The organism is Ignavibacteria bacterium (genome assembly GCA_036262055.1).
In the GTDB taxonomy this organism is placed as follows: Bacteria; Bacteroidota; Ignavibacteria; order Tepidaquicellales; family Tepidaquicellaceae; genus DATAJP01.
In genome coordinates, this window is the sequence record DATAJP010000003.1 from 112,090 (window position 1) to 131,418 (window position 19,329).

Here is a 19,329-nt window from a genome sequence, read left to right on the forward strand (position 1 = left end):
TAAATTATAGCACAATATAACCTAACAAATGAAGAAATTAATTTTCCTGGTTTTCCCCATTTTATTAATTGCAGCATTAATTACAGTTTCAACAAATAAGAGCAACATAAAAATTAAGCAGTCCGGTGCGCTTCAAGCGCTCGATATATGGGCTATGCAGCGGGCATATCCTGACAAGTTAATACCTGAACAGGGATATTATGATGCCTTTGAATATTCCAAAATAATGAACGCCGACTTAGATAATACCGGGCTTGATGACTGGAGAGAAATCGGTCCTCATAATATCGGTGGAAGAACGCTTGCACTTGCAATCAATCCTCTTCGTCCAAACACAATTTATGCCGGTTCTGCAAGCGGTGGTTTGTGGGTATCATATACCGGCGGTGTTGGTGTTGTTGCATGGAAAAGAATAGCAACCGGGCATCCTGTTTTGGGTGTCGGCGCAATTGCAATGCATTCTTCAGATACAAATACAATGTATATAGGAACAGGTGAGGTTTATGGATACCAAAACTCAATCGGCGGACTAACTATAAGGACAACGCGGGGAAGCTATGGCATCGGAATTTTGAAAACTACAAATAATGGTGTAACTTGGACTAAATCTTTAGACTGGAGTTATAACCAGCGAAGAGGTGTGCAGGTTGTCAGAATCAATCCCCTTCGTCCAAATACAGTTTATGCAGGAACGAGCGAAGGTACATACAGAACTTATAACGGAGGAACTAACTGGACTTTAATAGATACTACAAAGATGGTAACTGACATAGTAATAAATCATAGCGATACAAATTATGTTTATCTTGCATGCGGAAATTTGAACAGTCCCGGAGTTGGTTTATACCGTTCAACAAATGCAGGAGGCTCGTTTCAGAAAATGACGAGCGGTCTGCCGACAACATGGGGAGGAAAAGCTATTTTTTCAATTTTTAAAGCTAACCCTGCAATAATTTACGTTAGTATTGGAAATGGCTCAGCAACAGGTGCAGGAACCTGGCTTTGTAAAACCACAAACCGTGGTGATACATGGACAATAGTTAACACCGGTGATTATGCAACATATCAGGGATGGTATTCGCATTTTGTAGGAGTTCATCCTACTGACCAAAACTTAGTTCTTGCCGCGGGAATAGATATTTATAAATCAACAAATGGCGGAAGCACGATTCAGATTCGCTCCGATTGGGCTTCATGGGACTTCGGAAGAACTCCAATCGGCGGACCGGAAGGACCTCCTCAGTATTCACATGCCGATCATCACTGCATTGAGTATCATCCTTCAAATCCGAATATAATTTATTTTGGCAATGACGGCGGCGTGTTCAGATCAACTGATGGAGGAGAAACTTTTGAAGGATGCAACGGAAGCTACCAGACAACTCAGTTTTATAATGGCTTTTCTTCAGCAAATATGGATTCCTTATTCAGCATGGGCGGAATGCAGGATAATGCAACCGCAATTTATGACGGACAACTTGCATGGATAAGATGCATTGGCGGTGATGGAACAATGACCGCAGTTAACTTTCAGAATAACAATATTGTTTATGGGGCTTCACAAAATCTGAATGTGCTTCGTTCCACAAATAAAGGGCAGTCTTTCAATGGAGTCAGCATTCCCGGTAGCGGAAATTCAACAGGATTTCTTGCGCCTTATATACTTGCTCCAAGCAACTCAAATGTCATGTATGCCGGAAGAAACATAATTTATAAATCAACAAACGGCGGAACATCAAGTTTGACTGCGACTAATGGTGGTGTTGCCCCAGATGGAAGTAATCCTTCCTTATCAATGGCAATTTCATTCACTGACCCGAACGTTTTGTTTGTCGCAACAGCTCCGGTAAGCTCAAGAGCCAAAATTTTCAGAACCACAAACGGCGGAACAACTTTTGTTAATGTAACAGGAACTCTGCCCGACAGGTATCCGACAGATTTAGCAGTTGACCCTCAAAATGACCAGATTGTTTATGCTGTATTTTCGGGATTCGGTACGGGACATATTTTCAAATCAACCAATCGGGGAGACAGCTGGGCTGATATAACAAATAACTTACCCGACCTTCCAACCACTGCAATTATAGTTGACCATCAATATTCTAATATTTTGTATGCAGGAAATGATTTAGGGGTTTATTCTTCAACAAATGGCGGGACTACCTGGTCTCCTTTTATGACGGGTATGACTGAAAGCAGTGTCATTTATGATTTAAGCATTGTCCGTCCTAACAGAAAATTAAGAGCGGTTACTCACGGAAACGGAAATTATGAAAGAAGTATGCTCGACGGAACTGTTTCAGTTGGAAATGAAAATGAACTGGTGAAGTCATATGCACTTTATCAGAATTATCCTAATCCTTTCAATCCCGAGACAACTATAAAATTTGATATTCCAAAAAGCTCGTTTGTTAATATTTCTGTTTATGATGTAACGGGAAAATTGATTAAGCAATTGTTGAATGATAACAGAACTTCTGGAAGCTATGAAGTTAAGTTTAATGCTTTTAATCTTGCAAGCGGAGTATATTATTACAAAATAACCGCAGGAGATTTCTCCGAAGTAAAAAAGATGATGTTGGTGAAATAAGCATAATTAAAATTCCCCTCTTGAGAGGGGTGTCGCGAAGCGACGGGGTGTGTTAAAATAAAAATGTCTTATACCAAATCCGAAATTGCTTTAATCGAAAAAGCAATTTCATTTCTTGTCAAGCAATATTCAATAACCGGCTTCAACAAGAAGCCGGTTATTTTCCACAGTCTTAAAGTCGCATATAGCTTAATCGAGCTAAACTTAGATGCTGAAATAATTATTGCAGCAATTCTTCATGACTTACTCGAAGATTCAAAAGTAACTTCCAAACAAATCCAAAAAAATTTTAATAAAGATATAGCAAGGTTAGTCGAGGCAGTTTCTTTTAACCCTTATATAAAAGACAAAGAAGAACAGTATATTGAAATGTTTATAAGAACCAAGAAAGCAGGTTTTCCCGCTCTGGCAGTCAAATGTGCAGACTTGCTTGATAATAGCAACTATTATCAATTTGAAAGGAACAAGAAATCAAAGAAGTTGCTTTTGGACAAACTTTCATATTTCTTAAAAATATCTAAAGAAGAATTGAAAGATTTTTTATTGTATAAAGAGCTTAATTCAGTCTATAAAAAACAAAAGCATAACTAATTTTTTAGTTATGCTTTAATTGAGAATCATAAGCAAATCATAATAATCTGCGTTGTTCAGCGTCAATAATTAAATATCAAACCCAAACAATATTCCGAAGTAAAATCTCCATTCTTTTCCGTAAGTAACGGGTTTGTTTCTGAATTCTCTCGTAAATTCATCCAGTCCGTATGCGGCATCGAAAAATATCGAGGTCGGGAATACATAGAACGAAACTGCCTGCATTCTCAATTGAGCTCCAATATCCTTCTTGAAATCTCTCAGCTTCGCATCATGACCGTTCCAGGCATAACCATAATCTCCATATATAGATAAAAACAGCTTATCAAAATAAACAGGAGTAATTCTGGTATCGATATTTGTCAGGAGAGGGAATCTGTATGTAAGCGTTGCCGTTGCCATTCTGCTTCCTCCAAGAGAATAAAAAGGATAACCGCGCATTCCGGGAAGTCCTGCAGCATAATAATTATAGAAATCATCAACAGGCGGACCGAATATATTTGCTCCGCGCAGTCTTAATGAAACAGAATGAGTATTATTAAATAAACCGATGCTTTCTGTTATGTCGCCTTCGACTTTATGCAGTTTATTATGCTGGAAGCTTGATACAACGGTTCCATCATCTTCAACTTCAAGTTGCGGATTTATGTCGCTGGTTTCATAATCATATCTCAGCATAACTTTCCTTCCGATTGGATTAATATCTGAGTGAGTTGTCGGTAAAGTAAAGTCATAATCATACTGCAGTCCGTAGCTCGTTGCCTTAAAATATTTTTCGGATGATGAACGGACGAATATTCCGCTTTGAGGAATTACAAACGGGTCAAGCGCAGATGAATACTGCGACAGCGATATGATAAATTTAAAATCATGATTTACATTAAACATCTTCCATGCCATCGAGAAATCGAAAGCATACAAGTTATATTCAACACCAACATCTATAGTATCGACGCTTGCAATAAGGTCTGCTGTGGTTTTTCGTGTAACGTTATATCCTTCGAGCGTAAATGTCGGCACAAAGTTAACCTGTTTGGTGAAGAAATCTCTAAAAATGGGGAAGCCGTTGTTATAAACAAATTGCAGGAATATATCTCGCTCAAGCTTTCTGTTAATTGCCGCGCCGCCAAAAATTGAAAAACGGCTGAGCATTTCATCGGAATAAAAATATAAACCCGGCTTAATCGCATCGAGCACATTATTATCTTTTGTATAATTATCATACCTGAGCACAGGAAAAAATGAAAGCTGTGTGAACTGGGCTTTATATGGTTTTGCGGTTATATTCGGAATATTCTTATCATCAAAGTTTCTTAGCTGAAGCCAGTTGAACTCAGAACTTGTTTGCAGCGAATCAATAGATGCATATCTTTCAATAAGCTTGGGAAATCTTTTATATGCAATAAACTCAATGGTATCTTTTTCAGTAAAGTTTTTTAATAATGCTATTTTGTAGCCGGTTGCCTCAAAAGAAGAATAAGCAAGGTTTCCCTTGTTGTCAATCGAAGGCATCAAAGCTCCGCCGAGAACGTTTGTAATTTGTTTTTTCTGTTTTGTTGCAAAATCATATGAATAAACATTAAAAATACCTGTCTCGTTTGAAGAGTAATAAAACCTGCTTCCGTCTTGTGATAAAGCCGGATTTCTTGTATCAACTCCGGCATGGTCGAGAATGAACTCCATATCTCCAGACTCAATGTCGATTACAGCAAGCTTCCTTGCTTCGTTCAATGCGAAATCAAAAATAATTTTCTTCCCGTCTTTGGTAAATATAGGATTATAAACCTGTTCCCCATTGTTGAACATTGTTAGCGGGTCATTGTCTTTCCCATTGGCATCTGCGATTTGCAAATTCAATGTTCCGTCTCGGTTCACCACATAACAAATTTGCGTGCCGTCAGGTGAGTATGCCGGAGAATAAGCCCGCATATTGGTTGTCAATCTTTTTTCATCTTTTGTGCTTAGGTTGTATTCATATAAATCAAAAATTGAAGCATGGTGAATTGTCGGAGGTGAGTTTCTCTTTGCGAAAATAATTTTTTTGCTGTCAGGCGACCAGCTGAATGAAGTAGAGACCGGTGAAGTTATCTCTTCTGATTTTTTTGTAGCAATATCGTAAATATATAATCCGGTTGTTCCATAATCAAAAGTCTGATTTGTCAGATACGCAATCTTTTTCCCGTCGGGAGAAAATTTTGGATAATAATTCGCAAAACCTGTTTTTTCGATTAAATCTCCTTTGACTTCGGTTTGTCGTATGCCTGCAACCCTGTTTTCATATTCGGTTGTCAGATAACTCTGCCATTCATTATATAAATCCTGTCCGTCTTTTCCGATTGCTTCTTTTGATGCTGCATCGAAACTCCAGTTAGAAAGTGATGAAAGTTTTTCTGAAATCATTCTTAATTTATCTTCACCATATTTGTCAGCAATATATCTTGTCAGTGCAAATCCGGAATTGTAAATCGATTCAGCTTTATATGAAGTAATTGAAGAAAATTGTCCCATCTCATTCCATGTAAGCATATTAGCTCCAAGCACCTGCATTCGCAAAATCATATCTCGATTTGCATCCCAGTAATCATAAGAAAACTGCTGACGCTGATATTGGGCAGTTCCTTCCGCAAACCATGCTGGTACGGTCACCCCTGCAACGGGATAAGACACTATAACATTTGGATAGCCGTATAAAACATCGGGACGTCTTTCATTTTCATAGTTAAGCCATTGCAGATATATTGCAGGTATCTGCTTTGAAAATTTCATTGCAACCTGAATCTGAATAATATGTGTGAATTCGTGTGTAATTACATTTCGGAGCCAGTTATGAGTCCCTCTCAAGTCATAGTCAAGCGGTGAAGCAAAAATTGATATCCTGTTACTGTAGTAATCAGCCGCACCGTTTGCAATATCCGAAACATCTGTGATAATAAAGGTTGTCTTTTCGGATGGTTTATGAGCATAAAAGGAAGTTATCGGTCCATATACTTCTTCAGCAATTTTAGCAATGGTTTTGGCAGTTCTGTCTGTTCCGCTATGAAAATTTATGACAAAATGCTCAGTTTCAATTGTGAACCAGTCAAGCTCAGGATGTGAATCAAATTGAGAATAAATATTTTTTACGGGAACAAAAATAAAAATAGCGAATAGAATAAAATATTTGGTTTTTGCCATTAAACTGGATAGATAATTGGTCATCATTAAGTTAAGGGTAAATTGAAAATTCTTAATTTTTGATATTGAATTGATGAATAAATGATTATAAGTTTGTATATATCTAATTTGTAAGGATTATTAGAGGGTAGAATTTGAACTATAGCGCGATATGGATTTAAATTTTAACAATTAAAATTGCCTATGATATAAAACTTACTGCTTAAAATTGAAAATTTTTGACAACTCTTCAAGGTAAAAAACTTAAAAACTGCTCAGGTAAAATATTTTTATCTGTATTATTTGTTTTTATAGCAAATTTTATCATACTAAGTTCCATATCAGCCCAAGGTCGAAGAGACTGGGATAAAGGAACCGGTCCCGGTTATAGATACGGTGACTCTCTTTATACTCAGGAACAGGATTCCATTCAGGCTGTTCTTGATTCACTCAGGCGTCTGCCTGTTGATTCCACAGCAAGAATAAAATATTTTACATATTCCCCGGAATACTCTCCCATTGGTAATATTAAAGATTACGAACATCCTTTATTAATCGGACAATCGGAAAAAATTACTTACTCTGTAACGTTTGATTCCAATAATGCAATCATTACCCGTAAGTTTTTGGAGTATGATATAACTATTCCGCTTGTTGTTCCATTGGATGAGTATATTCAGGAACTGACAAATCTAAATCAGGCTCGGATATTCTCCGATATATTCGGTGAAAAATATCAGGGACTTGTAGTTGATGACCTTTCCCAATTATTTGAAAAATTTACCGACATAAAAATTCCGCTGCCGTTTAAATCAGAAACAATTTTTGGTCCTCCAACAGTGAGCTTAAGAATAAACGGAAGCATAGACATCACTGCGTCATATCAAAACATAAAAAGTGATTTACAGGTAACAAGCACAACAACATCAAATCAGAATAATTTTAATTTTAAGCAGGAAGTATATGTAACGGCAAAAGGAACTATCGGAGATAAATTGAATATTGATGCCGACTGGAACACTCAGCGTTTATTTGATTTTGAAAACCAGTTGAAAATCCGCTATGACGGATATGCTGATGAAGTTATAAAAAGAATCGAAGCAGGTAACGTATCGCTTGTTACTAATTCCGGAATTATACAGTCAACTCAGGCGCTTTTTGGTGTCAAAGGCGATTTTCAATTAGGTCCTCTTTCGCTTTCCGCAGTGTTGTCTCAGAAGAAGAGCAAACAGGAGGTAAAAGATTTTGTAGGAGGTGCGCAGGAGCAGAACTTCAATTTGAAAGCGTATGAATATTCAGATGCTCATTATTTCCTTGATACCATATATAAAAAGAGCTTTCTCGATGTATTTAATAATACATCCGGTATTCTTGACGCACAAACTATGCAGAACAGAGTTTTGACTGAAGAAACTTCATTTGAGGTATGGGTTCAGACAGACGTAACGACAATTAATAAACGGTATGGTGTTGCACATATTCAGCTTATAGAGCAGCCAACCGCAGGTTATGATACTTCTTATAAGAAAGCAGTTGCTGAGGATGGTAAAGTTTTTGCCGGATATTTTATGAAGCTTGATCCATCTGATTATTATATTAATTCGTATGCGGGATTCATTTCATTTATTGTTAATGTCCCTGAAAATTTTGCCGTCGGTGTAACTTACAGAACTCAGAGTAATTCACTTTATGGAACTCCAAGCACAACAGTTGACGGTAACGATACGCTTGTTCTCAAGATGATTAAGTCAGGAGTTCTGAATCCGGCTACCACACCGGTTGCATGGGAATTAAAGCTGAAAAATATTTACAGGCTGCCTGTCTCAAAAGTTCTTGAGGAAGGTTTTGAGCTTCAAGCAGTGTATTATCAGGACGGAAACAACCAGCCAAATCTGCCGGGTCAGCAAAAGTCATTATCAAACATGCTTGACATTGACAGATATACAGGAACAACAAGAGAACCGCCCCCGGATTCAAGATTCGATTTTCTTTCAGGATTTACCATAAACAAAGTAACCGGCGATATTATTTTCCCGACTTTACGCCCGTTCTGGGATAACCTTGTCAGGGAAGGGGTAGATTCAAGTTTTTATTACAAGCAAATATATACCGATGTTAAATTAAATGCCCAAAATAGTTCGACTGCTCCGAATGCTATAAGATACTCCTTAATTGGAAAAGCAAAAGGTGAATCAGGTTATTCTGACGTAATCAATCTTGGTTTAAACGTAGTTCAGGGAAGCGTTAAGGTAATGGTCGGGGCTCAGGAGCTTATAAAAGATATTGATTACAGTGTTGATTATTTAACTGGAACAGTTGTGATAAGAAATGCAGCAGCAAAACTTTCCAAAGACCTCAAGGTAAGTTATGAAACTAACGACCTTTTCGGACTTGATAAAAAAACACTTATTGGATTAAGAGGTGATTATAAAATTGATGAGTTTAATTCGCTTGGTTTTACGTTTTTAAATCTTGAGCAAACGACATTAAATACTAAGGTAAGAATCGGTGAGGAACCGACAAATAATTCTATTTTTGGAGTGGATTTTACAACTCAGATAAATTCAAAACTGCTTACCAGACTTGTTAATATGCTGCCGGGATATAATACTAAGGAACAATCTGCATTTACTTTAAAAGGTGAGTTTGCATATTTAACACCTGACCCTAATACGCTTAAAAGTAAAATCCCGACTGACAATAACGAGTCAATTGCATATGTTGATGATATGGAAGGCTCAAAGAAAATCGTTTCACTGGGAACGAATTACAGCACCTGGACAATATCATCTGTTCCTTTTGATCCTGAACTTGGCAATATTCCAGATTCCATTTATAATAAACGCGGAAGAATGAAATGGTATAATATTCCAAATGATGCAAAACTGACAGATATTTATCCTGAAAAAAGCGTACAGGCAGGACAGGATGTTATAACGCCTTTTTATATCCAATTTGACCCAACAAAGAGGGGAATATATAACTATTCTAATAATTATAATACTTCAAACGGTCTGTTTAACAAAAATGTAACTACTGCAACAAACTGGAATGGTATTATGAAATATCTTAATACCACTTCTACGGATTTGTTAAATGAAAACATCAACTTCATTGAGTTTAATATGAGGATTGACAGTGTAGGGCTAAGCACAATACAGAACGGTAAATTAGTCATCGACTTAGGAAGAGTATCTGAAGATGCAATTCTTAACGGATTTCCTGACAGTGAGGACAAAAACAATAATGGTATTCTTGAAATATCTGAAGACATAGGTCTTGACTATAAACAAAATTTTGAGGAGTTAGCATTTTATAATACTAAATACGGTACATCTTTAACACTTGATGATTTTGAGAATCGAGATCCGGGACTTGATAATAATGATTCCACGGGAGCAATAAACTATGATATAATTGACGGAACACAGAATAACCGTTTCTTTGAAGGAGGAAATAAACCTGATACTGAAGATTTGAATAAAGATGGAGCATTAAATACAAGCAATGTTTATTTCAGTTATGAAATCCCGCTTGATACAACGAACAATCAGTTTATTTCAGGAAGAGGAAGAGTCGGCTGGTTCCAATATCGTATTCCTTTATCGGAATTCAGACGGATGGTCGGCAATCCGAGTCTCAATAATATTGAATATGCGAGATTGTATGTAAAAGGTGTTAATGGTGCTATAAGAGTTGCTCTTGTGGATTTCAATCTTGTAGGAAATCAATGGTATAAACCGAACAAGAATGATACAACATATAACATTTCAATTGTCAGCATAGAGGAAAATCCTCAGATTTATGACAGTCCCGTTCCCGGTGATGTTCTTAGACAGAGAATACAGAATACTACAGGCGGAACAACGTTATCAAATGAAGCTTCGTTATCCATTGATGTAAATAATCTTGTTGACGGAGAGAGAAAACTTGCAGTGAAAGATTACACATCCGTTCCTCTTGATTTATTTAATTATAAGAGATTAAAATTATTTGTAAACGGTGACCCTTCTTTTAATTATACCAGTGAAAAAATATTTGATGCATGGATGATTGTGCGGCTTGGCTCGGATACTTCAAATTATTATGAATACCGCGCTCCTATTCATCCTGACGTAAGACCAAGTACGCCATGGAATGCACAGAATGAAGTAACGATTAATTTTGCCGACCTGACTGCAATTAAAATTTTGCTCGATTCTATTAATACCGGCACGGAATTTCCTGTTCCGAACGGTCCGCCGGGCGCATTATATGTGGTCAGAGGAAATCCGTTGATTAATGCTATACGGCAGATTTCAGTTGGTATCGAAAAAAGCCGGACCGGATATAACGCAAGTGTAACCGGAAGCGTTTGGTTTAATGAAATAAGAGTGCTTGATATAGATGATGATAATGGTTTCAAATATGTATTAAATGCTGGCGTTAAGCTGGCTGATTTACTGACTGTTAATGCAACATTGACAAACGAAAGTCCTAATTTTTATTCTCTCGACGGAAGACCGGGACCATATACAAGACAAACCACTCAGAACTTTGACATAAGCGGAACTCTGAATGTTCATAAATTTCTTAATAATGCAATCGCATCCATATTTTCAGATGAATGGAAAGACTTTTTGGTACTTCCTCTGACTTTCAGGCACAGCGAGTATATGGTAAAGCATAAAAACTACCCTAACACGGACATTGACCTTGAAGAAGCTCGTGAGAGAAGATATGAACAGATTTTACTTCAAACGGGAGATGCTGAACTTGCTGAAAGATTAAGTAATAATATATACATTGAGGCGCAGACGCTTGATGTAACAAATGAATTTGGAATTCAGGGAATGCGTTTGCAGTTTCCGAGCAATAATTACATAGTTCAGAATATTATTAACAAGCTTTCATATAATTTCAGAGCTGTATATAATTATAAACGCGACCTTACGCTTGAAAGAAAAGACCAGGTGGTTTATAACGGCGCAGTTGACTTTGCTACAGATTTTGGATTGTCGGATAATTTTAATCTTAATATCGGAAGAATAATAAACTTAGGTGATGAATATAAAGATGCAAAATTATATTTTGCATTGCCATTTATACCTCTGGCGCCTCTTTTTTCTAACAACTTTACCGCTAAAACAGATTTCAACCGGGATAAAGACGAGAAAAAATTCAGAACTTCACTCGGTGATGCACCTCCAACACTAGTCTTCAGAGCAAACCGTGGGTTTAATCTTGATTGGAAATTGTTAGAAAACTGGATTGTGGATTTAACAGGAACATACAGTTATGGAACCGGAAGTGATTTGCGTGACCTTGAGACTTTAAATGACAGTCTGAGGACACCAATAACGGGAAATGTGCTTGATCGTATTTTCTTTAACGGTGGTCTTATTAATTTTGGTAAGGATATTGATTATTTGCAGACAACTACATTTAATCCTAAATTCAACATTCCTTTCATCAAGAAATTTGTCGAGCTTACCGGAAATTATAATGTTACTTATGCATGGTCAAACCCTCAGACAAATGATAACATAGGTTATAATGTCAGAACTTTCAATAATATTAATACTTCAGCAACAATAAAGCTTTCCGAGATTGCAAATATATTTAAATCTTCAGATAATCCTCAAAGATTTAGACTAAGAAGCGGTGGAATTACAGATACAACTGATGGTAAGGGTAAACAAAGCATTCTTGATGTATTTAAAGTATTTGGCACATTTTTCCCTGAGAATATTACGGTTAACTTTACGCAGAGCAATACATTAACTAATAATAACGTAGCAGGAAGTCCCGGCTTTGGAAATTTCTGGTTATATCCGACTACCAAAGAAGACCTTGGACCATCAAGAATGTACCAGCTCGGGTTCACTCAGTATCCCGGGAAAAGGGTTGATTCTCTTTCAGGAGTAAGAGATTATTATAATGTGTTAAACGATTTATCATTGACAACATCAATCTCGCCAATATTTCCGGAACATATAAGAATGAGTCTCACATTCAAAAAGAAATGGGGCAGGGATAATGATAAAACTTACTCCACTAATGCATTTGGTGAAATGGCATCACTGTCAAACCAGGCGCATTCGAATGCTAATTCCAATTCCATTTTCTTCGGAGGTGATGTTAAAGATTTTAAATTTATTCCGTCAGGAACGTCTTCAGAAAATCTTGCTAATGTAACTGAACAATTTAAAAGCCAGTTGTCATCGTTTCCTTTCCCGAATTGGAATATAACAATTTCAGGAGTCGAAAAATTTCCATTGTTCGGACAATTTGCTTCGGCAGTTACAATAGAAAACGCATTTACATCAGAGTTTTCGGAAAGATATACTACGGATATAAATAACAACCCTGTTCCTAACTTAATGGCTGTCACTCAAGGTTTTACTCCCTTGATCGGTATGAATATTACTTTCAAGGAAGCATTTGGCGGAAGCTTATCGGCAGTTTTCAGATATAACACAACTGTTCTGAATTCGCTTACTCCATCAAGCTATCAGATTCAGACAACAAATACGCGTGACTGGAGCATTAACGCAAACTTTACGAAGGCTGGATTTGAAATTCCAATGTTCGGACTTTCATTGCAAAATGATATAGCATTTTCTCTCACGCTTTCAAAAACAATTAATGACCCGATTAGTTATACATTCCAATTGGCAGGAAGAAATGAAGCACCCGGAAACGGCTCTTCAGTAATGACTTTGAATCCTTCAATACAATATTCGTTAAGTCAGCGCGTGCAGATGCAGCTATTTTACAAATACATAAGAACAGAACCGACTCAGCAAACAGCTAATATTGCTCCAAGAACTTCCAATGAGGGAGGGCTAAACATTCGAATTAGTATTCAATAAAAAAAAAATATTAATAAATTCTTTTTTAGAATTCTATTTTATTGTAATCTCGCCTTTTTTAATTTTTTCCTTCATTGCTTCGACTTTATCGATAATATCTTTTGAAAGCAAGCTCTTATTATTGTCATCATAAACATAGCCAATTCCGTTGTCCGATAAACCGAATACTTTTATACCGCCTTTGAATTGACCTTCCTTTAAAAGTTTTATTGTTCCATAAATTGCTTCCGAAACCTGCTTAATCATGCTTGTAATAACTTGTCCCGGAGCTTCATTCCATTGGTCCATATCAACACCTATAGCAAATTTCTTTTGTTCTTTTGCAGCTTCAAATAAACCAAGTCCCGATAAACCTGATGCGTGATAAATTATATCTGCCCCTTTGGTGTATTGACTTAATGCAATTTCCTGAGCTTTACCGGGATTTTTAAATCCGTCAGGAGTTACACTTATGTAACTTGTAAAAACTTCAATATTAGGGTTTGAATATTTCGCTCCCTGAACGTAACCTGTCTCAAATTTTTTTATTAAAGGGCTTTCAACACCTCCTATGAAACCGATTTTATTAGTTGAGGTTTTTAATCCTGCAATTGCGCCAACAAGAAATGAGCCTTCTTCTTCTTTGAATTCAACTGCAAGAACATTAGGTGGTATGGTATTAGGATCTGTAATTGAGTAGTCTATGCATGCAAACTTTTTATTTGGAAATTCTTTTGCGACGTTGTTAATGTCATCGGTAAAAATGAATCCGACTCCGAAAATAAGCGCAATGTCAGGTCTTGCAGCAAATTTTCTTAATGCAGATTCTCTATCCGAACCATTCCCGGGGTCAATGTCTTCAAACTCAATACCAAGTTCTTTTTGAGCTTTCTCCAGACCTGCATAAGCGGCATCGTTAAATGATTTATCACCGCGTCCGCCGACGTCGAACACAAGACCAACTTTTATAGGTGCATTACCGGTATTACTTGATGTATTAGTTTGTGTATTCTGATTTTCTTTTTTCCCGCAGGAAAAAACGGAAACAGCAATTAAAAGCAAAAGAATTTTCTTTATCATCAATAGAATTTGATTATTCTGGAAAGGCATTACTTTAGAAACTTTATGAACTTTAAAACTTTATAACCGCGGCTTAATCCTTAAACGTATGGTGCAGACGGCACCTTGCTTCATAATGATTAGTTGCACCAACTAAAATCTGGTCATCATTATCCGATACTCTTTGAGTCCGGTTTGCAGGTGCTCCGCAGATTACACATACTGCCTGAATTTTAGTAATATACTCGGCAATTGCAAGAAGTTGGGGCATAGGTTCAAACGGTTGTGCTTTATAATCCTGGTCAAGTCCTGCTACAATCACCCGCTTACCTGAGTCAGCAAGTGTCTGACAGACGTTCACTAAGTTATTCCCAAAAAACTGAGCTTCGTCTACTCCGATAACTTCGGCATCAAAACATTTATCAAAAATTTCCTCTGCGTTTTCAATTATCTCTGAAGGGTATGACTGTTCATTATGGGAAACAATCTCAAATTCTTTGTAACGGACATCGATTTTCGGTTTAAAAACTTTTACACGCTGGCGAGCAATCTCTGCTCTTCTTATCCTTCTGATAAGTTCTTCAGTCTTTCCTGAAAACATGCTTCCGCATATTACTTCAATATGACCGATTTTTTTGAATGTCCTTATCTGTAAATTCTCGTTCAAATTTTAAAAATTAATCTTTAAAAAATTCCCCTCTTGAGAGGGGTGGCTCCGATGAAATCGGAGACGGGGTGTGTTGAATTTTTAATTTAACTTAAATGAATTTGGTAATAAAGATTTTAATTTGAGGATTTTATATTTGGAAGGAGATTTTATGAGTATGATATCCATATCGTCCGAAAACTCGGATAAAAACTGTCTGCACGCTCCGCAGGGGTAAACAAACTCATTTTTATCAGTATAAATTGCAATTGCTTTAAACTTTCTTACACCTTTTGAAATTCCTTTTGCTGCGGCAACACGTTCAGCGCATAAAGTTAATGAAAATGACGAACTTTCTATGTTTACGCCTGTATAAACTTTATCATTTTCTCCTAAAAGAGCAGTAGAAACTTTAAAATTTGAATAGGGAGAATAAGAGTTATCAATATTTTTAATTGCTTTATTTATAAGCTCTAAGTATGGTTTTTTCAAGATTTAAGTGATTGTTTTAATTGATAATATATATATATTTATGTATATTATCAAATATTTATTTCATAATGACGGATGCGAAAGCGAAAGATTTACAGGTTTTTAGACCGATATTTAGGTATCCCGGTGCTATTTGTGCTTGGTATACTGCTTAAGAAAAGAAAACGATTACCCATTGAAAACATCCGGAAAATTTTATTTATAAAGCTTGCCGCCATAGGGGATACGATTATTTTAATTCCCACTTTCAGAGCTATAAAACAAAAATTTCCTGACTCCGAGCTGACTTTACTATGCACGCCGATTAATTATGAAATTGCAAAGAAGATTCCGTACATCGATAAAATTATTAATTGCAACGTTCATTCTTTTCTGTCTAATCCATTAAGATTTTTCGGCTTCATAAAAGAGCTAAGAAAAGAAAAATACGATGTTGTAATAGACGGAAGTCAATGGGAAAGAATCGCAAGCATGATGACTTTGCTTGCAAAATCACAATATTCTATAGGATTTGCAACCGAGGGACAATACAAACATTTTGTATATGACAGAGTTGTTCCTCATTTGAGAGATAAGCACGAGCTTGAGAATTTCCTCGATTTATTGAGACCATTAGGGATTATAACGGATAAAAATGAAAGATATCTTGAATATTTCTTAAATGATGATGATGAAAAATTTGCCGATGATTTCTGGAAGCAGCACAACTTAGAGGGGAAGCTCGTAATCGGTTTGCATCCCGGCTGCGGAGAAAACGGTAAGCCGCGTGAATGGGACAATGAAAAGTATATTGCATTAGGAAAACGTTTATTAAAGTATAATCCCGAAATAAAAATTCTTATAACGGGTGCACCTATTGAAATTGAACGGTGTAATGCAATCGCAGAAGGAATCGGAAGTCCGAATGTCATAAATACTGCGGGAAAATTTGCGCTTAATAATGTTGTTGCTCTTGTTAAGAGAGTTAAACTTGTTGTATGCAGTAATACAGGAATGCTTCATATAGCATCCTGTGTGGGGACTAAGACGTTAGGGTTACATGGTCCTACAAATCCCGTCAAATGGGGGAGCTATCTTAAAGGCAGCGTTGTTATACAAAGCGACAAATTTTGCAGTCCGTGTTTATATCTCGGACATGAATACGGTTGCCAGTCGCCACAATGTATGGCTCATATCAAAGTTGATGATGTTTTCATAAGTATAAGAAAGGCACTTCAACCTGAGCTTTTTGAAATTAAGTTACCGGTTATCAAAGAGCTGAATGCCGTTAGTTAAGATTTTCAAAGTTTAAATTTAAATCAAACTTAAATTATATGTCAAAAAATTCTTTTAAAATTTATGATGTAATGGAAGGTTACGGGCATGAACAGGTCGTTTTCTGCTCACACCAGGAATCCGGCTTAAAAGCCATCATCGGAATTCACAGCACAACATTAGGACCTGCCTTGGGCGGGTGCAGAATGTGGACTTATGCTTCAGATGAAGAAGCTTTGACAGACGTTTTAAGGTTATCTCAGGGGATGACTTATAAAGCTGCTGTTGCAGGATTGAATCTCGGAGGCGGGAAAGCTGTTATTATTGGTGATTCACGTACCCAAAAATCAGAAGCATTGTTCAGAGCTTTCGGCAGATATGTTGAAGGTCTTTCAGGCAGGTATATTACAGCTGAAGACGTCGGAACAAGCGTAAAAGACATGGAATATGTGGCTATGGAGACAAGAAACGTTACCGGTATCCCAATTGAGCTCGGCGGAAGCGGTGACCCTTCACCTGTGACTGCATACGGAACATATGTTGGTATGAAAGCTTGCGCTAAGGAAGTTTACGGAACAGATTCTTTAAAGGGAAAGAAAATTGTTGTTCAGGGTGCAGGTGGAAATGTCGGTAAAAACCTATGCAAACATTTATTTGCAGAAGGTGCAAAGCTATATGTATCAGACATTTATGATGAAAAACTTAAACCATTGGTTGAAGAGTTTAAAGCAACCATAATCGGTGCTGACGAGGTATATTCTTATGATGCTGATATATTTTCACCGACAGCTTTAGGTGCGATATTAAATTCTGAAACCATACCTCAGCTTAAAGTGAAAATCGTAGCCGGCGCAGCAAATAATCAGTTAAAAGATGAAGATAAAGATTGTAAAGCGTTGATGGATAAAGGAATTTTGTATGCTCCTGATTATGTTATCAATGCAGGCGGTTTGATTAACGTTTACAGCGAACTTGAAGGATATAACCGTGAGCGCGCAATGAAACGAGCTGCAGGAATTTATGATGCTATTATGAATATCATTGAAACATCAAAAAGAGAGAATATCCCGACTAATGCAGCATCAAAAGAAATCGCGATGAGCAGAATTCAGGCAGTAAGCGATGTAAAGAGATTAAGAGTTTATCGTGACCTTAATCTTTTCAAAATGAGAAATTTATAAAATTTTATTTTTATTTGTAGAGACGCAATATTTTGCGTCTCTACGAAAATCGAATCATATGGAATCTGCAATTTGGATTATCGTTGTATTAATAGCCGTCATAACATTAGTTCTTACTTTGGTGACCTCTGTTACCAAATGGAGCAATAAAGCGGTAACAAAATATGTTAAAGACGAGGATAAAGGATTAAAAGAAGATATACAAAAAAATCCGCAAAAGTATGGTGAAGAGTTACTTAAGGAAGAAAAACCTTTAAGCGAAAGAGCCGAAGAAGAAAAAGAAAGCCAGGATAAAGAAATTGAGGACAGTAAGCAAGGCGGGATTGTTTAATCTGTGTCATTCTGAGCGAAGCGAAGAATCTCGTTATTAATTATCTATCATATTCTTAAACGGCTGTATGAGGCAAAACCTCTTCACAAGATTTACAATCTTATTTAAATCACTTTCCGAAATTAACTCAGGATTAAAATTATGTCCGTTAGAAGCATAAGCAGGAGTTTGAACTGCTTCAGGAATGATTTTTGCACCTTTCTCAAATAGCTCAACTTCCGCAGGCGGAGTAATTCCAAACCATGCAATTACATATTTCTTCAAAGCAATTGCCATATGCATCCCAAAGCTGTCGCCGGTTATAACAACGTCAGGTATATTCATAAAACTCGCGCCGCTTCTTAAACCAAGATTTGTGGGTGTGTAAATAATTTTCTTTTGTGTTTCAGAATCGAACGCATCGTATATCTCAAGATTTCTTTCAGTATCTTCCTTGCCGCCAAGCAAAACTACACGCATATAATCGTTTTTTAAAAGCTCTGTAATCAAATAAATATGCTGTCCGATAGTCATTTTTTTATCGGGAAATTTTAATGAGCTGCCTGTATTAAATCCGATGTAAAACTTACTCCTGTCAAAATGCACCTGACGTTTAAAGTCATCTATTAATTTTAATTCCTGCTCTGTAAAGTTATAAATATATTCAGCATTTTTATTCTCAAGCCCGAATGTTTCGTGAATTATCTGAATTTTTGATTTTTTGTTTTCTTTGAACCGGAAATTATCATCAACTCCCAATCTGTAATTATCCAAAGCATCTTCATCGGCAGGAACCACCTGCCCGTCAGCATTGAGCAAAAAACCTTTTTTTGTAACAGCATTAATTTCGTTAGCGAAAGCGCAGACGCTAATGGATTTTTCTGTATTAAATAAAAAATCAAATTTCATACTTCTTAAAATCATCCTGTCAGTTTCATTCCAGAAATAAATTCCATCTATGTATTGATTATTTTCAAGGAGCGGTTTTGGTTTTTCAGCTGTGAGCCAATAAATTGTACTTTCAGGGAATTTATTCTTAATGGATTTTAATACTGAAGTGTTAAGCAAAACATTGCTGAGACCATCAAGTGAAATGATTAAAAATTTTGTACCCATTCTGTTATCGGGAGAATCCATCTGGCATCCGTTTTCGAGACAGTTTTCGTATGAAATGCACGGTTTGTATCCGGAAAATTTTTTGCAGCGGGGGATATTCATAT

11 protein-coding genes are annotated in these 19,329 nt (G+C 36.6%); 6 read left to right on the top strand and 5 right to left on the bottom strand.

What is annotated here, in order from left to right; genetic code table 11:
* The first annotated feature begins 28 nt into the window (after positions 1-28).
* Both VHP32_07605 and VHP32_07610 read left to right on the top strand, forming a co-directional pair.
* Positions 29-2,590 (top strand): T9SS type A sorting domain-containing protein, encoded by a 2,562-nt coding sequence (locus tag VHP32_07605; GenBank protein ID HEX2787755.1) that lies wholly within the window; start codon positions 29-31, stop codon positions 2,588-2,590.
* 63 nt (positions 2,591-2,653) lie between these two features.
* Positions 2,654-3,181: an HD domain-containing protein gene (locus VHP32_07610; GenBank protein ID HEX2787756.1), complete on the top strand. Its 528-nt coding sequence runs from the start codon at positions 2,654-2,656 to the stop codon at positions 3,179-3,181.
* A gap of 69 nt (positions 3,182-3,250) precedes the next feature.
* Here the strand turns inward: VHP32_07610 and VHP32_07615 are convergent, their stop codons facing one another.
* Positions 3,251-6,355 carry a biopolymer transporter Tol gene (locus VHP32_07615; GenBank protein ID HEX2787757.1) on the bottom strand — a complete coding sequence of 1,035 codons (3,105 nt, stop codon included), beginning with the start codon at positions 6,353-6,355 and terminating at the stop codon, positions 3,251-3,253.
* Positions 6,356-6,573: 218 nt separating this feature from the next.
* Between VHP32_07615 and sprA the strand changes: the two genes are divergently transcribed.
* Complete coding sequence (gene sprA / locus VHP32_07620) at positions 6,574-13,188, top strand: cell surface protein SprA (protein HEX2787758.1); 6,615 nt, start codon at positions 6,574-6,576, stop codon at positions 13,186-13,188.
* A 33-nt stretch (positions 13,189-13,221) separates the two neighbouring features.
* Here the strand turns inward: sprA and VHP32_07625 are convergent, their stop codons facing one another.
* The 3 genes from VHP32_07625 to cdd all read right to left on the bottom strand — a co-directional run bounded on the left by VHP32_07625 (position 13,222) and on the right by cdd (position 15,364).
* On the bottom strand, positions 13,222-14,247 hold the full coding sequence (locus VHP32_07625) for a BMP family ABC transporter substrate-binding protein (GenBank protein HEX2787759.1): 1,026 nt from the start codon (positions 14,245-14,247) through the stop codon (positions 13,222-13,224).
* 73 nt (positions 14,248-14,320) lie between these two features.
* Positions 14,321-14,893 carry a thymidine kinase gene (locus VHP32_07630; GenBank protein HEX2787760.1) on the bottom strand — a complete coding sequence of 191 codons (573 nt, stop codon included), beginning with the start codon at positions 14,891-14,893 and terminating at the stop codon, positions 14,321-14,323.
* 81 nt (positions 14,894-14,974) lie between these two features.
* Positions 14,975-15,364: a cytidine deaminase gene (gene cdd, locus VHP32_07635; GenBank protein ID HEX2787761.1), complete on the bottom strand. Its 390-nt coding sequence runs from the start codon at positions 15,362-15,364 to the stop codon at positions 14,975-14,977.
* 75 nt (positions 15,365-15,439) lie between these two features.
* On the opposite strand from cdd, the gene VHP32_07640 reads away from it, so the two are divergent.
* Genes VHP32_07640 through VHP32_07650 form a run of 3 tightly spaced genes read left to right on the top strand, consistent with a single transcriptional unit; the run spans position 15,440 to position 18,130 of the window.
* A complete protein-coding gene (locus VHP32_07640; protein ID HEX2787762.1) occupies positions 15,440-16,639 on the top strand; it encodes a glycosyltransferase family 9 protein in 1,200 nt (399 codons plus the stop codon).
* Positions 16,640-16,677: 38 nt separating this feature from the next.
* The gene (locus VHP32_07645; protein HEX2787763.1) at positions 16,678-17,799 is read left to right on the top strand and encodes a Glu/Leu/Phe/Val dehydrogenase; all 1,122 of its coding nucleotides are present in this window, start codon (positions 16,678-16,680) and stop codon (positions 17,797-17,799) included.
* A gap of 58 nt (positions 17,800-17,857) precedes the next feature.
* Positions 17,858-18,130, top strand: coding sequence for a hypothetical protein (locus VHP32_07650; protein HEX2787764.1), 273 nt, complete (start codon positions 17,858-17,860; stop codon positions 18,128-18,130).
* A 36-nt stretch (positions 18,131-18,166) separates the two neighbouring features.
* Here VHP32_07650 and VHP32_07655 read toward each other — a convergent pair whose 3' ends face one another.
* Complete coding sequence (locus VHP32_07655; protein ID HEX2787765.1) at positions 18,167-19,327, bottom strand: glycosyltransferase family 9 protein; 1,161 nt, start codon at positions 19,325-19,327, stop codon at positions 18,167-18,169.
* Positions 19,328-19,329 lie beyond the last annotated feature (2 nt).